This is a genomic window from Arenimonas sp. SCN 70-307 (assembly GCF_001724815.1).
In the GTDB taxonomy this organism is placed as follows: domain Bacteria; phylum Pseudomonadota; class Gammaproteobacteria; order Xanthomonadales; family Xanthomonadaceae; genus Arenimonas.
Window position 1 is genome coordinate 18,169 of sequence record NZ_MEDO01000024.1, and the last position, 17,309, is coordinate 35,477.

The 17,309-nt window shown below is 71.8% G+C and carries 14 protein-coding genes; 10 read left to right on the forward strand and 4 right to left on the reverse strand.

The features are described from left to right. The first annotated feature begins 154 nt into the window (after positions 1 to 154). The 3 genes from ABS41_RS12055 to ABS41_RS12065 are packed head-to-tail and all read left to right on the forward strand — an operon-like array spanning position 155 to position 3,070. Positions 155 to 736, forward strand: coding sequence for a GbsR/MarR family transcriptional regulator (locus ABS41_RS12055; RefSeq protein WP_290594873.1), 582 nt, complete (start codon positions 155 to 157; stop codon positions 734 to 736). After that, positions 733 to 2,076 (forward strand): cytochrome ubiquinol oxidase subunit I, encoded by a 1,344-nt coding sequence (locus tag ABS41_RS12060; protein ID WP_290594874.1) that lies wholly within the window; start codon positions 733 to 735, stop codon positions 2,074 to 2,076. Before ABS41_RS12055 ends, ABS41_RS12060 begins: the two co-directional genes overlap by 4 nt. A gap of 1 nt (position 2,077) precedes the next feature. Further along, positions 2,078 to 3,070 carry a cytochrome d ubiquinol oxidase subunit II gene (locus ABS41_RS12065; RefSeq protein ID WP_290594875.1) on the forward strand — a complete coding sequence of 331 codons (993 nt, stop codon included), beginning with the start codon at positions 2,078 to 2,080 and terminating at the stop codon, positions 3,068 to 3,070. A 36-nt stretch (positions 3,071 to 3,106) separates the two neighbouring features. On the opposite strand, the gene ABS41_RS12070 is transcribed toward ABS41_RS12065, so the two are convergent. Both ABS41_RS12070 and fusA read right to left on the reverse strand, forming a co-directional pair. Beyond that, positions 3,107 to 3,601, reverse strand: a complete 495-nt coding sequence (locus tag ABS41_RS12070; RefSeq protein WP_290594876.1) for a pilin — start codon at positions 3,599 to 3,601, stop codon at positions 3,107 to 3,109. Between the two features lie 52 nt (positions 3,602 to 3,653). After that, positions 3,654 to 5,690, reverse strand: a complete 2,037-nt coding sequence (gene fusA, locus ABS41_RS12075) for an elongation factor G (protein ID WP_290594877.1) — start codon at positions 5,688 to 5,690, stop codon at positions 3,654 to 3,656. A gap of 218 nt (positions 5,691 to 5,908) precedes the next feature. On the opposite strand from fusA, the gene ABS41_RS12080 reads away from it, so the two are divergent. From ABS41_RS12080 to ABS41_RS12090, 3 genes are read left to right on the forward strand one after another with little or no spacing between them, the layout of a single operon-like run. Further along, on the forward strand, positions 5,909 to 6,337 hold the full coding sequence (locus ABS41_RS12080) for an OsmC family protein (RefSeq protein ID WP_290594878.1): 429 nt from the start codon (positions 5,909 to 5,911) through the stop codon (positions 6,335 to 6,337). Next, positions 6,330 to 7,091 (forward strand): alpha/beta fold hydrolase, encoded by a 762-nt coding sequence (locus ABS41_RS12085; protein WP_290594879.1) that lies wholly within the window; start codon positions 6,330 to 6,332, stop codon positions 7,089 to 7,091. The genes ABS41_RS12080 and ABS41_RS12085 overlap by 8 nt, the downstream gene beginning before the upstream one ends. Positions 7,092 to 7,141: 50 nt before the next feature. Then, positions 7,142 to 8,797, forward strand: coding sequence for an amidohydrolase (locus ABS41_RS12090; RefSeq protein WP_290594880.1), 1,656 nt, complete (start codon positions 7,142 to 7,144; stop codon positions 8,795 to 8,797). Positions 8,798 to 8,866: 69 nt separating this feature from the next. Here the strand turns inward: ABS41_RS12090 and ABS41_RS12095 are convergent, their stop codons facing one another. After that, the gene (locus ABS41_RS12095; RefSeq protein ID WP_290594881.1) at positions 8,867 to 9,739 is read right to left on the reverse strand and encodes a PhzF family phenazine biosynthesis protein; all 873 of its coding nucleotides are present in this window, start codon (positions 9,737 to 9,739) and stop codon (positions 8,867 to 8,869) included. Positions 9,740 to 9,866: 127 nt separating this feature from the next. Between ABS41_RS12095 and ABS41_RS12100 the strand changes: the two genes are divergently transcribed. The 4 genes from ABS41_RS12100 (at position 9,867) to ABS41_RS12115 (ending at position 16,136) form a co-directional block, all read left to right on the forward strand. Then, the gene (locus ABS41_RS12100) at positions 9,867 to 12,494 is read left to right on the forward strand and encodes a bifunctional aspartate kinase/diaminopimelate decarboxylase (RefSeq protein ID WP_290594882.1); all 2,628 of its coding nucleotides are present in this window, start codon (positions 9,867 to 9,869) and stop codon (positions 12,492 to 12,494) included. After that, positions 12,487 to 13,896: a UDP-N-acetyl-alpha-D-muramoyl-L-alanyl-L-glutamate epimerase gene (gene murL / locus ABS41_RS12105; RefSeq protein ID WP_290594883.1), complete on the forward strand. Its 1,410-nt coding sequence runs from the start codon at positions 12,487 to 12,489 to the stop codon at positions 13,894 to 13,896. Before ABS41_RS12100 ends, murL begins: the two co-directional genes overlap by 8 nt. Beyond that, on the forward strand, positions 13,877 to 15,256 hold the full coding sequence (gene murD / locus ABS41_RS12110; RefSeq protein WP_290594884.1) for a UDP-N-acetylmuramoyl-L-alanine--D-glutamate ligase: 1,380 nt from the start codon (positions 13,877 to 13,879) through the stop codon (positions 15,254 to 15,256). Before murL ends, murD begins: the two co-directional genes overlap by 20 nt. Positions 15,257 to 15,356: 100 nt before the next feature. Then, the gene (locus tag ABS41_RS12115) at positions 15,357 to 16,136 is read left to right on the forward strand and encodes a dienelactone hydrolase family protein (RefSeq protein ID WP_290594885.1); all 780 of its coding nucleotides are present in this window, start codon (positions 15,357 to 15,359) and stop codon (positions 16,134 to 16,136) included. A gap of 82 nt (positions 16,137 to 16,218) precedes the next feature. On the opposite strand, the gene ABS41_RS12120 is transcribed toward ABS41_RS12115, so the two are convergent. Beyond that, on the reverse strand, positions 16,219 to 17,217 hold the full coding sequence (locus ABS41_RS12120; RefSeq protein ID WP_290594886.1) for a polyprenyl synthetase family protein: 999 nt from the start codon (positions 17,215 to 17,217) through the stop codon (positions 16,219 to 16,221). Positions 17,218 to 17,309 lie beyond the last annotated feature (92 nt).

Here is a 17,309-nt window from a genome sequence, read left to right on the forward strand (position 1 = left end):
GGGCTTTCAGGCCCGACGAGCCGGTCGGGCCTGAAGGCCCTCCTACAGGAGCAGGGGGCGTGAGGGTTTCCTGAACCGCCCCTCCAGGGTCCTTGCCTTGGTTTGACCGGTGTCATTTAATGTTTCAGAAATTTCTGAAACTACGGATGGCGCCATGGACCTTCCCCCGCTCAGCCAGTCCTTCGTGCTGCATTTCGGTGAAATGGGCAGCCGCTGGGGCATCAACCGCACCGTGGGGCAGATCTATGCCCTGCTGTTCATCTCGGCCCGGCCGCTGACCGCGGACGAAATCACCGAGCGCCTCGGCGTCAGCCGCTCGAACGTGAGCATGGGCCTGAAGGAGCTCTCGTCCTGGCGCCTGGTGCGCCTGAGCCACCAGCCCGGCGACCGCCGCGACTACTACGCCGCGCCCGAGGACGTCTGGGCGATCTTCAAGACCCTGGCCGAGGAGCGCCAGCGCCGCGAGATCGACCCCACCCTTTCCATGCTGCGCGACGCCATGCTCGAAAGCCCCGGCTCGGCCGAGGAGGCGCACGCCCAGGCACGCATGCGCGAGACGCACGACCTGATCGAGCAGCTCACCGACTGGTTCGCCGAAGTGCGCAAGCTCTCGCCCGAGACGCTCGAGAAGCTGATGTCGCTCGGCGCAAAGGCCACCACCCTGCTGCAGTTCACCGACAAGGTGCGCGCCATCGGCCGCGGCAAGGACGAGGCCGCGCAGGAGCAGGCCTCATGAGCGAACTCGACCCGGCCCTGCTGGCGCGCATCCAGTTCGCCGCCAACATCAGCTTCCACATCCTGTTCCCGACGATCACCATCGCGCTGGGCTGGTTCCTGCTGTTCTTCAAGCTGCGCTTCGTGCGCACGGGGGAGCAGCACTGGCTCGACGCCTACTACTTCTGGGTGAAGGTGTTCGCGTTGACCTTCGCGCTGGGCGTGGTCAGTGGCATCACCATGAGCTTCCAGTTCGGCACCAACTGGCCGGGCTTCATGGAGACGGTGGGCAACATCGCCGGCCCGCTGCTGGCCTACGAGGTGCTGACGGCCTTCTTCCTCGAGGCCAGCTTCCTCGGGATCATGCTTTTCGGGCGCAAGCGCGTCGGCGAGCGCATGCACACCCTGGCCACCGCGCTGGTGGCGGGCGGCACCACGCTGTCGGCGTTCTGGATCCTGGCGCTCAACTCCTGGATGCAGACGCCGGTGGGCTTCGAGATGATCGACGGCGTGGCGCACCCGACCGACTGGTTCGCCATCGTCTTCAACCCGTCGTTCCCGTACCGGCTCAGCCACATGCTGCTGGCCTCGGGCCTGACCGCGTCCTTCCTGGTGGCGGGCCTGTCGGCCTATCGCTGGCTGCGCGGCGACCGCGGCCAGGACGTGCGCGCCGCGCTGCGCGCCGGCGTGTTCGTGGCGGCGCTGCTGATCCCGCTGCAGATCCTGGCCGGCGACCTGCACGGCCTGAACACGCTCGAGCACCAGCCGGCCAAGGTGGCGGCGATGGAAGGCGTGTGGCAGGACGAAAAGGGCGCGCCCGCGCTGATCTTCGCCATTCCCAATGAAGAGACGCGCAGCAACGACTACGCCATCGGCATCCCCAAGCTCGCCAGCCTCATCCTCACCCACGACCCCGACGGCGAGATCAAGGGCCTGGATTCCTTCATCGGCGAGCACCCGCCGGTGGCGCCGGTGTTCTGGGGCTTCCGGGTGATGGTGGGCATCGGCCTGCTGATGCTGGCGGTCTCGTGGTGGACGGCCTGGCGCCTGCGACGCGGCGGCGAGCCTTCGATGTGGCAGGCGCGTGCGCTGCTGGCGATGACCTTCTCGGGCTGGGTGGCGACGCTGGCCGGCTGGTACGTCACCGAGATCGGCCGCCAGCCCTGGCTGGTGACCGGCGTGCTGCGCACCGGCGACGCCATCTCGGCCACGCCGGCGCCCATCATCGGCATCAGCCTGGCGGCCTACCTGCTGCTCTACGTGGCGCTGCTGGCGGCCTACGTCTCGGTGCTGTTCTACCTGGCCCGCCACCGCGGCAAACCCGACCACCGCCCGGCCGTGGCCGGCCTGCAGGAGGCCTGAGATGGAAACGACGCTGCCGCTGGTGTTCACGGCGCTGATGGCGCTGGCGATGCTGCTCTACGTGGTGCTCGACGGCTACGACCTGGGCGTGGGCATTTTGCTGCGCGGCGCGGGCGACGCCGACAAGGACCGCATGATCGCCTCGATCGGCCCGTTCTGGGACGCCAACGAGACCTGGCTGGTGCTGGGCGTGGGCCTGCTGCTGGTGGCCTTCCCGATGGCGCACGGCGTCATCCTCGGCGCGCTCTACCTGCCGGTGGCGGCGATGCTGATCGGCCTGATCCTGCGCGGGGTGGCCTTCGACTTCCGGGTCAAGGCGCGCGCGGCGCACAAGCCGCTGTGGAACGCGGCCTTCTGGGCCGGCTCGGTGCTGGCGGCCTTTTCGCAGGGCTACATGCTGGGCAGCTACGTGCTGGGATTCCGCGACGACCTGGTGGGCACGCTGTTCGCGGTGTCGATCGGCCTGTCGCTGGTGGCGGGCTATGCGCTGCTGGGCGCGGGCTGGCTGGTGCTCAAGGCCGAGGGCGAGCTGCGCGCCAAGGCGCTGCGCTGGGCCTACGCCAGCCTGTGGCTCACGGGCCTGGGCATCGCGGCGGTGTCGGTGGCGACGCCCTGGGTGAGCCCGCGCATCTTCGAGAAGTGGTTCGCGCTGCCGCAGCTGCTGTTCCTGCTGCCGGTGCCGGTGCTGACGACGCTGGTGTTCGCGGCCACGGAAGGTGCGATCCGCCGGCTGCGCCGCGGCGAAACCTCGCGCGACTGGATTCCCTTCGCCGGCGCGGTGTCGCTGTTCGTGCTGGCCTTCGGCGGCCTGGCCTACAGCCTCTTCCCCTACCTGGTGATCGACCGAATCACGATCTGGGACGCGGCCGCCGCGCCCGGCTCGCTGCTGATCATGCTCGTCGGCGCCGCCATCACCCTGCCCATGATCGCCGTCTACACGGTCTACGTGTACCGCGTCTTCTGGGGCCGCACCGCCGAACTCGAATACCTCTGACGCCCCCCTGCGTGGCTTCAGCGGGAAGCGGGACCGTCAGCGGCAGGTGGGGAGGCGGGTGGCGGCGGGGTAGTTGCTGGCGCGGCACTGCCAGTCGAAGCCGCCGTCGGCGGTGGGCGTGGGGGTGAGCCGGATGACGCCGCCGCGGGCCACGTGCGGCTTGAGCGAGATCGAGACCACACCCTGGGTCTGCACCGTGATGCCGGCCACCGGCCCGCCGGCGTGGTCGCCGGGCACGCCCAGGCCCAGCTGGGCCAGGCTCTGCGGCCAGTCGCCGCGATCGGCGAAATAGCCCTCCACCGCGCTGCGCACGGCGGCGCTGCGCTCGATCGCGTCGAGGGCCTCCGCTTGCGCGGGCGGCGGCGGGGGCGCTTCGGTGGCCGTGGCGGCATCGGCCTGCTGCGCGGCTGCGCTGGCGGCGGGTTCGCCCTCGGCCGGCAACGTGGCGAAATGCACCGATACCCGGTACGCGACCAGCGAGAACAGCACCACGACGACCAGGGCGACGACGATGTAGGCGGGTGATCTCATCCGGGCGAGTGCAGGTCGTGGCCACGCGGCCACGACCCGAGTCTACCCGCGATCAGTCGTCGTCGTGTCGAGGCCGGAACGACTCCACCAGCTGCTTCTGCACCTGCGGCGGCACCGGCTCGTAGTGGCTGAACTCGAGTTCGTAGCGACCGCGGCCCGCCGTGGCGCCCTTGAGCTCGGCGGCATAGTCGCCCAGCTCCGACAGCGGCACCTGCGCACGCACCAGGATCTCGCCGCCGCGCCCGGCGTCGGTGCCGTGGATGCGCGCGCGCTTGCCGGCCAGCTGTCCCGTGATGTCGCCCATGTGCTGCTCGGGCACCGCCACCGTCAGGTCGACGATGGGTTCGAGCACCTGCGGGCGCGCCTTGAGCACGGCGTCCAGGAAGGCCTTCTTGCCGGCCGCGACGAAGGCCACTTCCTTCGAATCGACGCTGTGGTACTTGCCGTCGTACACCGTCACGCGCACGTCCTGCAGCTGGTAGCCGGCGATGGCGCCGCCGTCGAGCACCTGGCGCACGCCCTTTTCCACCGCCGGGATGAACTGGCCCGGGATGGTGCCGCCCTTGACCGCGTCGACGAACTCGAAGCCCTTGCCGCGCTCCAGCGGCTCGATGCGCAGGTACACCTCGCCGAACTGGCCGGCGCCACCGGTCTGCTTCTTGTGGCGGTGGTGGCCCTCGGCGGGGGCGGCGATGGTTTCGCGGTAGGCGATGCGCGGCGGGCGGGTCACCACGTCCACGCCGTAGCGCTCGCGGATGCGCTCGAGCATCACCCGCAGGTGCAGCTCGCCCAGCCCGCGCACGACCGTTTCGTTGAGTTCGTGGTTGTGCTCGACGTGGAAGCCCGGGTCCTCCTCGGACAACTTGTGCAGGGCCGTGGCCAGCTTCTGCTCCTGGCCGCGGGTGGCGGCCTCGATGGCCAGGCCGAACATCGGCTTGGGGAAGTCGAGGGGCCTGAGCCGGATGTCGTCCTCGTCGTGGCTGTCGTGCAGCACCGCATCGAAGTGGATCTCGTCGATCTTGGCCACCGCGGCGATGTCGCCCGGGATGGCGCGCTCGATCTCGACGTGCTCCTTGCCCTTGAGCTTGAACAGGTGGCCGACCTTGAAGGGCTTGCGGCCATCGTCGATGAACAGCTGGCTGTCGCGCCGCACCGTGCCCTGGAAGACGCGGAAGACGCTGAGCTTGCCGACGAAGGGGTCGTTGACGATCTTGAAGACGTCGGCCACCACATGGGCGGCCGGGTCCGGCGTGGCGACGAAGGGCTGGCCGTTCTTCTCGAAGGGCGGCGGGTTGCCCTCGAGCGGGTTGGGGAAGAGCTTCTCGGCCAGGTCGAGCAGCTCCTTCACGCCCACGCCGTTGCGCGCCGAGACGAAGCACACCGGCACCAGGTGGCCCTCGCGCAGGCATTGCTCGAAGGCGTCGTGCAGGGCCTGGCCGGACAGGCCTTCCTCGCCGTCCTCGAGGTAGCGCTCCATCACCTGCTCGTTGATCTCGACCACCTGGTCGACGATGCGCTGGTGCGCCTCGGCCACGGGGCCGAGGTCGGATTCGCCCTCGGGGTTGAAGAAGCAGTCCACCACGCGCGTGCCCTTGCCGGCGGGCAGGTTGATGGGCAGGCATTCGGGGCCGAAGGCCTCGCGCAGCTCCTCGAGCAGGGCGGGCAGGTGCCCCGGGTCGATGTCCATCTTGTTGACCACCAGCACGCGGCACAGGTTGCGCGCCCGCGCGTATTCCATGATGCGGCGCGTGCCGTACTCGACGCCGTTGGCGGCATTGACCACCACGGCCACCGTTTCCACGGCGCTGAAGGCCGACAGGGTGGGGCCGCGGAAATCGGCGTAGCCGGGCGTGTCGATCAGGTTCAGGTGCACGCCGGCGTGGTCGGTGCTGGCGATGGCGGTGTTGAGGGAGTGGCCGCGGGCCTTCTCCATCGGGTCGAAGTCGGACACGGTGCTTCCGCGTTCGAGGCTGCCTGCCGCGGGAATGGCGCCGCCGGCATGCAGCAGGGCTTCGAAAAGCGTGGTCTTGCCGGCGCCGGCGTGGCCTGCCAGGGCCACGTTGCGGATTTGCTGGGTGCTGTAGGACATGAGGCCGTTCCTCCCGAGGCTGGGTGGTTGGGCCGTCATGGTCGGCGGCGCGATGGCGCTGCCTTCATCGGTCGTCTGGCGCGACCGCGCGTCGGTCATGGCGGACGCCCGGCCGCAGCCGGGGGCACCCAGCCTTCCACCGGCGGCGGGCGGGGTCAAGTGCGGGGCGTTAGACTGGCCCCCCGGCCGCGCCGCGGCCAGCGAACGGAGGATTCCCCATGGCCATCAAGCGCCACGCCACCGCCCACTGGGAAGGCAACCTCGAGTCCGGCCAGGGCCGGATGAGCACGCCGCAGAGCGGACTGTTCGAGGACACCCGTTATTCGTTCAAGACCCGTTTCGCCGACGAGAAGGGCACCAATCCCGAGGAACTGCTGGCGGCCGCGCACGCGGGCTGCTACTCGATGGCGCTGAGCTTCATCCTGCAGAACGCCGGCCACACCGCCGGGCGCATCGACACGCGCGCGGAAGTCAGCGTGGAGATGTCGCCGGGCCCGCACGTCACTGGCGTGCATCTGGTGGTCAAGGGCAGCGTGCCGGGCCTGTCCGAGGACGAATTCCTGCGTTTCGCGGGGGACGCCAAGGCCAATTGCGTGATCTCCAAGGTGCTCAGCGTGCCGATCAGCATGGATGCGACGTTTGTCTGAAGCGGGCGGCAGCGCCGTGTTCGTGCACGGCGCCGGTGGCGGCGGCTGGGAGTGGACGGTCTGGTCGCGGGTGCTCTCGGCCGCGGGCTGGCAGGTACTGGCGCCGGACCTGCGGCCGGCGCCCGGCGGCCTGGCCGGGACGCGGCTTGCCGACTATGCGACGCAGGTGCGGGGTTGGCTCGACGCGGCGCCGCGGCCGCGCCTGCTGCTGGGCGCGAGCCTGGGCGGGCTGCTGGCGGCGATGCACGCCGACGCGTCCGACGCGTTGGTGCTGGTGAACCCGATGCCGCCGGCCGGCCTGCCCGGCGCCGCGCCGCGGCCGGCGATCGTGCACTGGGGCCGCACGGCTTCGCTGGCCGGCACGCGCCGGGCCATGCCGGGCGCCGACGACGCGGCGGCGCTGTTCGCCTTCCGCCGCTGGCGCGACGAATCGGGCGCGGCGCTGGACGAAGCCGCCGCGGGCACCACGCTGCCCCCGCCGCGCGTGCCGGTGCTGGTCATCGCCTCCGACGCCGACACCGACATTCCGCCGGCCACCTCGCAAGCCCTGGCCGACGCCTGGGGTGCCGACTTCCTCTCCACCCCCGGCAGCCACGTCGACCCCTTGCTCGGCCGCCACGCCGCCCCCCTCGCAACCCAAACCCTCGCCTGGGCCACGAGAAACGGGGTCAGGTTCACTTCCGGAACGCTGGGGCGCAGTGGCCCTGGCGTCCCAAACACCCCGCGAGGCGCTACTGTGCGCGGGCGGGTGTAGCGCTCGTTTCAATCGTTGATGTTCCCTGATCCCATTTCGTGGAGGCGGTGATGCGTCGAGTGGCACTGGTGATGGCGTTGGCGGCGGCGTGTGGCGTGGCGCAGGCCGAGGGGGAGTCGCTGCTGGTGGCGGGGCGCATCCACACCGGGGATCCCGGCCAGCCGGTGGTCGAAGCCATGGCCTGGGATGCGAAGGGGCGCGTGCTGGCGGTGGGTCGCGCGGCGGACCTCGCCCGGCGTTTCCCGCAAGCCGAGCGACATGAAGCGCCCGGCGCCACCGTCGTGCCGGGCCTGGTCGATGCCCATGCGCACCTGATGAACCTGGGCTTCGCCCTGCTGCGCGCCGACCTCGTCGACGCCGGGAGCAAGGACGAAGTCATCGCCCGCCTCAAGGCTTTCGAAGCCACGCTGCCCGAAGGTGCCTGGCTGCTCGGCCGCGGCTGGGACCAGAACGACTGGCCGGGCAAGGAATTCCCCACCGCCGCCGACCTCGATGCCGCGTTCCCCGACCGCCCGGTCTGGCTCGAGCGCGTCGATGGCCACGCCGGCTGGGCCAACACGGCCGCGATCCGTGCCGCCACGCGCGATCTGTCCGGCGACTGGCAGCCCGAGGGCGGCCGCATCCTGCGCGACGCCCGGGGCCAGCCCACGGGCGTCTTCATCGACACCGCCTCGGCCTTCATCGACGCCGCCGTGCCGCCGCCGGACGAGGCGCTGCGCGCCGAAGCGCTGGAGCGCGCGCTCGAAGCCGCCGTCGCCAACGGCCTCACCGGCGTTCACGACATGGGCGCGTCGCTGGCCGACCTGCGCCTGATGCGCAGCTTTGCCGACGCCGGCAAGCTGCCGCTGCGCGTGCGCGCCTACGCCAACGGCGACGCCGAAGCGCTGGATGCACTGTGCGCGATGGGCGCCTACGAGCACGCCTCGGGCCGCCTGGCCATGCGCGGCGTGAAGTTCTACGTCGACGGCGCGCTCGGCAGCCGCGGCGCCGCGCTCATCGAGGACTACAGCGACGAGCCGGGCCACCGCGGCCTGCTCGTCACCGAGCCGGCGGCTTATGCGGCCGGCGTGGCCAAGGCCCGCGACTGCGGCATCCAGCCGGCCAGCCACGCCATCGGCGACCGCGGCAACCGCATCGTGCTCGACACCTACGCGCAGGCGCTGGGCGACCAGGCCACCGGCGACCACCGCTGGCGCGTCGAGCACGCCCAGGTGGTGCACCGCGACGACCTGCCGCGTTTCGCCGCGCTGAAGGTGATCGCCTCGATGCAGCCCACCCACGCCACCTCCGACATGCCCTGGGCCGAGGCCCGCGTCGGCCGCGAGCGGCTGTACGGCGCCTACGCCTGGCAACGCCTGCGTGCGCTGGGCGTGCCGCTGGCGCTGGGCTCGGACTTCCCAGTCGAGTCGGTGGACCCGCGCCTGGGCCTGTATTCCTCGGTGACCCGCCAGGACCTGGCCGGTTCGCCCGCCAGCGGCTGGCTGGCCGACCAGCGCCTCTCGCCCGACCAGGCGCTGCAGGGCTTCACCGCCGGTGCCGCCCACGCCGCGTTCGACGAAGACGAAACCGGCCGCCTGGTGCCGGGCCTGCGCGCCGACTTCGTGGTGTTCGACGCCGATCCGCTGACGGTCGCGCCGGCGCAGCTGCCGAAGCTCAAGGTCCTCTCGACCTGGGTCGACGGCCAAGCCGTTTACACCGCCCGGTAAAGAAAGGGGGTCAGGTTCACTTATCGCCCGCGCTCCGCGCAGGCGATAAGTGAACCTGACCCCCTTTCTTTACCAGTCGAGGGTGCCGCGCACGACGGTCTGCACCTGGCCGCCGGACCAGACTTCGCCCTCGGCGTCGACCTGCAGGTAGAGGCGGGCATCGTGGCCGACTTCGCGGCCCTGGCTGACGACGTAGCGGCCGTCGGCGTGGGGCAGGGCGCCGGCGTGGTGCAGCCAGGCGGCCAGGGTGGCGTTGGCGGCGCCGGAGGCGGCGTCCTCCACCTGGGCGGGCTGGCCGACGAAGGCGCGCACGGCCAGGTCGTGCTCCGCGCCGGCGCAGCGCGCGTAGACGCACACGCCCATCGATTCCGTGTCCGCCGCCAGCGCGGCGATCGCGGCCCAGGGCGGCGACAGCGAACGCAGCGCGGCCTCGTCGCGCAGTTCCACCAGCCACCAGCGCCGGCCGCCGTCCATCAGCACGGGCGGCAGGGCGCCCAGCGGCAGGCCGGCGAGCACTGCCTGCAGGCGGGGCGCGTCGGCCGAGCCCACTTCCAGCACCCGCGCCCGCGGTGCGCGCACCGACAGGCGCCGCGCCGCACCTTCGCCCTCGACGCGGACCGGCAGCGCGCCCACCGCGCACTCCTGCACCAGCAGCCCGTCGCGCGGCGTCGCCAGGCCCGCCTCGAGCACCGCATGGGCGCTGCCGATGCTCGGATGCCCGGCGAAGGGCACCTCGCGGCGCGGGCTGAAGATGCGCAGCCGGTAGCTGCCTTCCGGCGTGGCCGGCGGCAGAACGAAGGTGGTTTCCGGCAGCCGGGTCCAGCGGGCGATGGCCTGCATGGTGGCGTCGTCGAGGCCGTCGGCGTCGAACACCACGGCCAGCGGGTTGCCGTCGCCCGGACGGGCGGCGAACACGTCGAGTTGCACGAAGCGGCGTTGCATGGGGCGTCCTGCCCGGTGGGGGATGCGCAGGTTACCAGCCCGGCCCCCGCGCCGCGCCGGCGGGGCTTCGTTTACACTCGTCCGGCCCGCGCGCCGACTGCGCCGGCCCCCTCGACAAGACCACGCCATGACCCCTGCCGCGCCTGCCGCCGGTGCCCCTGCGCCGGATTGGATCGTCCTCAAGTTCGGAGGCACCTCGGTGTCCCGACGCCATCGCTGGGACACGATCGGCGCGCTGATGAAACGCCGCGCGTCCGAAGAGGGCGCGAAGGTGCTGGTGGTGGTCTCGGCCGTCTCGGGCGTCACCAACGAGCTGCAGGCGGTCTGCGACGGCCACGCCGACGCCGCCGGCACGGCCGCGCGCATCGACGCGCTGGTGGCGCGCCATCGCGACTTTTGCCGCGACGAACTCGGCCTCGACCCCGACGCCGTGCTCGGCGAACGCCTGGCCGCGCTACGCGCCCTGGCCGGCGACCCGCGCCGCACCGCCGGCGAGCTGGCCTGGCAGGCCGAAGTGCTGGCCCAGGGCGAGTTGCTTTCGTCCACCCTCGGCGTGGCCTACCTGCGCTCGCAGGGCCTGGACGTGGGCTGGACCGATTCGCGCGAGTGGCTGCAGGCCGTGGCGCTTCCCAACCAGAACGACTGGAGCCGGCGCCTGTCGGCCTCCTGCGCCTACGAGGGCGACGCCGCGCTGCGCGCGCGCTTCGACGCCGCCGGCCCGGCGCTGCGCATCGCCCAGGGTTTCATCGCCCGCGCGGCCGACGGCGGCACCGCCATCCTCGGCCGCGGCGGCTCGGACACCTCGGCGGCCTACTTCGGCGCGCTGATCAAGGCTCGCCGCGTCGAAATCTGGACCGACGTGCCCGGCATGTTCAGCGCCAACCCGCGCCAGGTGCCCGACGCGCGCCTGCTCAGCCGGCTCGACTACGCCGAGGCCCAGGAAATCGCCACCACCGGCGCCAAGGTGCTGCACCCGCGCTGCATCCACCCCTGCCGCGAGGCGCGGGTGCCGCTGTGGATCCGCGACACCACGCGGCCGGACATGCCCGGCACCGTCATCGACGCCTCGGCCGCCACCGTGCCCGGCGTCAAGGCCATCAGCTCGCGCCGCGGCATCGTGCTGGTGTCGATGGAAACCATCGGCATGTGGCAGCAGGTGGGCTTCCTGTCGGACGTGTTCGAGCGCTTCAAGGCGCACGGCCTGTCGGTGGACCTGATCGGCTCCTCGGAAGCCAACGTCACCGTCTCGCTCGACCCCAGCGACAACCTGGTCAGCACCAACGTGCTCGACGCGCTCTGCGCCGACCTCTCGCAGGTGTGCCGGGTCAAGGTGATCGCGCCCTGCGCGGCGGTCACGCTGGTGGGCCGCGGCATGCGCTCGCTGCTGCACAAGCTCTCGGACGTCTGGGCCGAGTTCGGCCGCGAGCGCGTGCACCTGATTTCGCAGTCGTCCAACGACCTCAACCTCACCTTCGTGCTCGACGAGGGCCTGGACGACGACATGCTCTCGCGCCTGCACGCGCTGCTGGCGCAGTCGGGCGCCATGCCCGTCACCGAAACCGCGGTCTTCGGCCCCAGCTGGCGCAGCCTGGACAAGCCCGCCGGCGCCGGCCGCCCGGCGCCCTGGTGGCAGGTCCGCCGGGAGCGCCTGCTCGCGCTCGCCGCCCGCGGCACGCCGCGCTACGCCTACCACCTGCCCACGGTGCGCGAGCGCGCCCGCGAGCTGATGGCGGTGGCGGCGGTGGACAAGCGCTTCTTCGCGCTCAAGGCCAACCCGCACCCGGCCATCCTGCGTACGCTCGAGGCCGAGGGTTTTGGCTTCGAGTGCGTGTCGGCCGGCGAGCTGGCGCACCTGTACGAGGTGCTGCCGGCGCTCGATCCGTCGCGCGTGCTGTTCACGCCCAGCTTCGCGCCGCGCGCCGAGTTCGAGGCCGCGCTGGCCCGCGGCGTGCACGTCACGCTCGATTCGCTGGCGCCGCTGCAGCAGTGGCCCGGCCTGTTCCAGAGCCGCGACATCGTGCTGCGCGTGGACCCGGGCTTCGGCCAGGGCCACCACGAGAAGGTGCGCACCGGCGGCAAGGACGCCAAGTTCGGACTGGCCGCGGCCGACGTGCCGGGCTTCGCCGCCGCCGCGCGCGCCGCCGGCGCCCGCATCGCCGGCCTGCATGCGCACATCGGCAGCGGCATCCACGACGCGCGCCACTGGCACACGGTGTACGCCAGCCTCGCGGCCCTCGCCGAAGGCATCGGCACGGTGTCCTTCATCGACGTGGGCGGCGGCCTGGGCGTGGCCTACGACCCCGAGGCCGAGCCCTTCGACCTGCAGGCCTACGGCGCCGCGTTGGCCGAGCTCAAGGCCGCCTATCCGCAGTACGCGCTGTGGGTGGAGCCGGGCCGCTACCTGGTGGCCGAAGCCGGCGCGCTGCTGCTGGCGGTCACCCAGGTGGTGGAGAAGCAGGGCCAGCGCCGCGTCGGCGCCGACGGCGGCATGAATGCGCTGATGCGCCCGGCGCTGTATGGCGCCTGGCACGAAATCGTCAACCTCAGCCGCCTCGACGACGCGCCCGGCGCGCCCTGCGACGTGGTGGGCCCGGTCTGCGAATCGAGCGACGTGCTCGGCCGCCAGCGCCGCCTGCCCGACGCCACCGCCGAGGGCGACATTCTGCTGGTCGGCCATGCCGGCGCCTACGGCGCGGTGATGGCCAACCGCTACAACCTGCGCGCGCTGCCGCAGGAGGGCGTGCTCGATGACTGACTTCAAACCGGGCGCGGTGCGCGCCTTCCGTTTCCTCGACGCCACGTTCGACGCCGCCACCGGCGAGGCGCGGCTGGGCTACGCCTTCGACGACGGCCCGGAGATGGTCGAGGTGCTGCGCTTCCCGGGCGCGCCGTTCGCGCCCGACGCCGCGCGCGCCGACGCGGTGCAGCGCGCGCTGCGGCTGCTGCACGGCCTGGCCGGCGTGAGCTACTACAAGGCCGCCGTGCCGCCGGAAATCCGCTTCGAGGCTTACGACATCGATGCGGCGACGGCGGCGCTGCTGACGTCGGTGTACGAGAACGGGCTCGGCGAGTTCGCCTACCGCAATGGCATTTCGCTGCGCGGCAAGATCCGGTTCCCGGTGGGGGATTCGCGGCTGAAGCCGCTCCTACAGGAAGCCACCCCTGTAGGAGCGCCATCAGGCGCGAATCTTTCCGCAGGGAGCCTCCCGGTCCCGACAACCCGCGCGCTGGTCGCCATAGGTGGCGGCAAGGATTCCCTGGTCTCGATCGAAGCCCTGCGTGCCGCCGGCGTCGAACAAACCGTCGCCTGGGTCGGCGGCTCGCCGCTGATCGCCGCCTGCGCCGCGCGCACCGGCCTGCCCACGCTCAACATCGGCCGCACGCTTTCGCCGGAGCTGTTCGAGCTCAACCGCCGCGGCGCGCTCAACGGCCACATCCCGGTGACGGCGGTCAACTCCGCCATCCTCGCGCTGGCCGCGCTGCTCACCGGCCACGACCAGGTGGTGTTCTCCAACGAACGCTCGGCCAGCTACGGCAGCCTGATCCCGGGCACGGGCGAGGTGAACCACCAGTGGTCCAAGGGCTGGGATTTCGAGCGCGACTTCGCCGCGCACCTGCGCAGCCACGTCGCGCCCGGCCTGCATTACTACTCGCTGCTGCGGCCGTTCTCGGAGCTGGCGGTGGCGCGGCAGTTCGCCCGCATCGACCACTACGACGCGCATTTCTCCAGCTGCAACCGCAACTTCCACCTGCTGGGCGAGCGCCCGGCGCAGCGCTGGTGCGGCGTGTGCCCCAAGTGCCACTTCGTGTTCCTGGCGTTGGCGCCGTTCATGCCCAAGCCGCGGCTGGTGGGCATCTTCGGCCGCAACCTGCTCGACGAACCCGAGCAGGCGCCGGGCTTCGACGCGCTGATGGAGTTCCGCGACCACAAGCCCTTCGAGTGCGTGGGCGAGGGCCGCGAGTCGCGGGCGGCGATGGAGCTGCTCTCGCAGAGCCCGGCCTGGCGCGAGGACGCGCTGGTGCGGCGCTACCTGCGGGAAATCCGGCCCCAGCTGGACGAATCGGAGCGGGGGCTGGCATCGCTGCTCGAACCCTCGGATGATCACGGCATTCCGGGCGGCCTGTGGGAGCGCGTGCGTGCGCATTTCGGAGCTTGAGGGCAAGCGGGTCGCGATCTGGGGCTACGGCCGCGAGGGCCGGTCGGCGCTGGCGGCCCTGCGCTGGCGCCTGCCCAGCCAGCCGGTGACGGTGTTCTGTTCCCACGACGAGGCCGAACCCCTGCGCGAGATGCAGGACCCGGCGCTGCGCATCGAAACCAGCGTGAGCGCGGAGCAGCTGGCCGCGCATGAAGTGGTCATCAAGTCGCCGGGCATCAGCCCCTACACCTCGCCGGCCGCCGACGCCGCGCTCGAAGGCGTGCGCTACATCGGCGCCAGCGGACTGTGGTTCGCCGAGCCCCGGGCCGGCAAGCGCGTGTGCATCACCGGCAGCAAGGGCAAGTCCACCACCACGGCGCTGGTGGCCCACCTGCTGCGCGCCTCGGGCGCGCGCACGGCCCTGGCCGGAAACATCGGGCTGCCCCTGCTCGAGCTGCTCGACGTGCAGCCGCCGCCGGAGTACTGGGCCATCGAGCTGTCGAGCTACCAGACCGGCGAGGCCCGCGAGGTGGACGTGGCGGTGGTGCTCAACCTCTTCCCCGAGCACCTGGACTGGCACGGCACCGAGGCGCGCTATTACGAGGACAAGCTCAAGCTGGTGACCCAGGCCGCGCCGCGCATCGCGGTGCTCAACGCCGGCGACCCGCGCCTGGTGGAGCTGGACGTGCCGGCCGACACCCGGGTGCTGTGGTTCAACCACGCCGACGGCTGGCACCTGCGCGAGGCCATGGTCTACCGCGGCGAACAGCCGGTGCTCGACGCCCGCCACGTGCCGGTGCCGGGCCGGCACAACCGCCTGAACCTGTGCGCCGCGCTGGCCACGCTCGAGGCCCTGGGCCTGGACGCGGTGGCGCTGGCCGCCGAGGCCGCCAGCTTCCGGCCGCTGCCGCACCGCCTGCAGTCGCTGGGCCTGCGCCACGGCATCGAGTCGGTGAACGACTCGATCTCGACCACCCCGCAATCGGCCATCGCCGCGCTCGACTGCTACCGCGGCCGGCGCGTGGCCATCCTGGTGGGCGGCTACGACCGCGGCCTGGACTGGGGCGTGTTCGCCGAGCGCATCGCCGCCGAACCGGTGGCGGCGGTGATCACGATGGGCCAGAACGGTCCGCGCGTGTTCGAGAAGCTCAAGCCGCTGGCCCTGGGCAACAAGTTCTTCCTGGCCGAGGCCGAGGAGATGGAGCACGCGGTGAAGCTGGGCCTGCAGGTGCTCGGCCACGACGGCGTGCTGCTGCTTTCGCCCGGCGCGCCCAGCTTCCCGCGCTACCGCGACTACGCCGAGCGCGGCCGCCATTTCGCCAAGGCCGCCGGCTTCGATCCCGACCTCATCTCCGCCATTCCCGGCCTCGGCGTCGCCTGAGAAACGGGGTCAGGTTCACTTCCGGGGTTTGGCCCGCGGAGGCGGGCCAAACCCCGAGTGGGGACTAGCCTTGGCGGCTGTTTCCTCCGAGGAGCCCACCATGCGCCGCAATCTGTTCGCCCTTGCCCTGCTTGCCCTGGGCCTGTCCGCCCCGGTGGCCGCCGAGACCGTCGCCAAGCCGGTGAGCTGGCAGCACGGCGGCACCACCTTCGACGGTTACCTCGTGTACGACGCCGACGAGGACGACCTGCGCCCGGGCCTGCTGATGGTGCCCAACTGGATGGGCGTCACCGAGTCGGCCATCGAGAAGGCCAAGGCCCTGGCCGACGATGATTACGTCATCCTGCTGGTGGACATGTACGGCCGCGGCGTGCGCCCGGCCGACACCAACGAGGCGGGCGCCGCCGCCGGCGCCGTGTACGCCGACCGCGACGCCCTGCGCGGGCGCATCACCGCCGCGCTCGAGGTGCTGCGTGGTTCGGCCGGCCAGGCGCCGGTGGATACCCGCAAGATCGGCGGCATCGGCTTCTGCTTCGGCGGCGCGATCGTGCTCGAGCTGGCCCGCACCGGCGCCGACGTGGCCGGCGTGGTCAGCTTCCACGGCAACCTCGAGACCCCGCTGCCCGCCAAGGCCGGCGACCTCAAGGCCAGCGTGCTGGTGCTCAACGGCGCCGCCGACACCTACGTGCCCCAGGCCCAGATCGACGCCTTCCAGGCCGAGATGGCCGGCGCCGGCGCCGACTGGCAGTTCGTCAACTTCGGCGGCGCCGTGCACTGCTTCGCCGAGGCCGACGCCAACAGCCCCGGCTGCCTGTACGAGCCCAGGGCCGCCAGGCGCGCCTACGGGATGATGGAAGACTTCTTCGACGAACTCTTCTAAAGACAAGAAACGGGGTCAGGTTCACTTATGAAAAAGGCCCGCCGAGCGGGCCTTTTTCATAAGTGAACCTGACCCCGTTTCTTTAGTGGGTGCGGGAGATGGCGTAACGGGCGAGGCCGCGCAGCGCCTCGCGCCATTCGGAGGCGGGCAGGGCGTCGAGGGCGGCCTCGGCCTCGGCGGCGTAATGCTCGGCGCGGCTGCGGCTGTAGCCGATGCCGCCGGTCTGGCCGATGGCGGCCAGCACTTCGGGCATGGCGCCGGCGTCGCCGGCCTCGACCACCGCGCGCAGGCGCTGGCGCACGGCGTCGGCGGAATGCGCCATGGCGTGGATCAGCGGCAGCGTGGCCTTGCCTTCGGCCAGGTCGTCGCCCAGGTTCTTGCCCAGGGCCTCGGCGTCGGCGGTGTAGTCGAGCACGTCGTCGGCGATCTGGAAGGCCAGGCCCAGGTTCAGGCCGTAGTCGTGCATGGCCTGCTGGGTGGCCGCGTCGGCGCCCGAGAGCAGCGCGCCCAGGCGGGTGGCCGCGGCGAACAGCACCGCCGTCTTGCGCTCGATCACGCGCAGGTAGGCGGCCTCGTCGGTGTCGGGGTTGTGCACGTGCAGCAGCTGCAGCACCTCGCCCTCGGCGATGCGGTTGGTGGTGTCGGCCAGCACCCGCATCACCGGCATCGAATCGAGCTCGACCATCAGCTGGAAGCTGCGCGAATACAGGAAGTCGCCCACCAGCACGCTCGGCGCGTTGCCCCACAGCGCGTTGGCGGTGCGCCGGCCCCGGCGCAGGTCGGACTCGTCCACCACGTCGTCGTGCAGCAGGGTGGAGGTGTGGATGAACTCGATGATCGCCGCCAGCTGGTGCGCGGCCGGGCCGCCGCCGCCCAGGGCGCGCGCGGCCAGCACCACCAGCATCGGCCGCAGGCGTTTGCCGCCGGCCGCGACGATGTGCTCGGAAATCTGGTTGATCAGGACCACGTCCGAGGCCAGGCGGCCGCGGATCAGGGCGTCCACGGCGGCCATCTCGCCGGCGGCGAGGGCCTGGATGGCGGCGATGCCGGGCACGGCGGCGGGCTGGGGCTGGGCAGACATGGCCCGATTATAAGGCCCCCGGTGTCGCGACCGGGACAAAAGCCGACGCCCGCGGGGGCAGAGGGCCGACTCCGCGACGGCCCGGGGCTGGC

What these genes read in the sequence shown, in the direction of transcription:
- fusA (WP_290594877.1), bottom strand. Translation starts at nt 5,690, where the DNA reads ATGTCCTACAGCACCCAGCAAATCCGCAACGTGGCCCTGGCAGGCCAC.
- ABS41_RS12065 (WP_290594875.1), top strand. Translation starts at nt 2,078, where the DNA reads ATGGAAACGACGCTGCCGCTGGTGTTCACGGCGCTGATGGCGCTGGCG.
- ABS41_RS12070 (WP_290594876.1), bottom strand. Translation starts at nt 3,601, where the DNA reads ATGAGATCACCCGCCTACATCGTCGTCGCCCTGGTCGTCGTGGTGCTG.
- ABS41_RS12115 (WP_290594885.1), top strand. Translation starts at nt 15,357, where the DNA reads ATGCGCCGCAATCTGTTCGCCCTTGCCCTGCTTGCCCTGGGCCTGTCC.
- ABS41_RS12120 (WP_290594886.1), bottom strand. Translation starts at nt 17,217, where the DNA reads ATGTCTGCCCAGCCCCAGCCCGCCGCCGTGCCCGGCATCGCCGCCATC.
- ABS41_RS12055 (WP_290594873.1), top strand. Translation starts at nt 155, where the DNA reads ATGGACCTTCCCCCGCTCAGCCAGTCCTTCGTGCTGCATTTCGGTGAA.
- ABS41_RS12090 (WP_290594880.1), top strand. Translation starts at nt 7,142, where the DNA reads ATGCGTCGAGTGGCACTGGTGATGGCGTTGGCGGCGGCGTGTGGCGTG.
- ABS41_RS12100 (WP_290594882.1), top strand. Translation starts at nt 9,867, where the DNA reads ATGACCCCTGCCGCGCCTGCCGCCGGTGCCCCTGCGCCGGATTGGATC.
- ABS41_RS12080 (WP_290594878.1), top strand. Translation starts at nt 5,909, where the DNA reads ATGGCCATCAAGCGCCACGCCACCGCCCACTGGGAAGGCAACCTCGAG.
- ABS41_RS12060 (WP_290594874.1), top strand. Translation starts at nt 733, where the DNA reads ATGAGCGAACTCGACCCGGCCCTGCTGGCGCGCATCCAGTTCGCCGCC.
- ABS41_RS12095 (WP_290594881.1), bottom strand. Translation starts at nt 9,739, where the DNA reads ATGCAACGCCGCTTCGTGCAACTCGACGTGTTCGCCGCCCGTCCGGGC.
- murL (WP_290594883.1), top strand. Translation starts at nt 12,487, where the DNA reads ATGACTGACTTCAAACCGGGCGCGGTGCGCGCCTTCCGTTTCCTCGAC.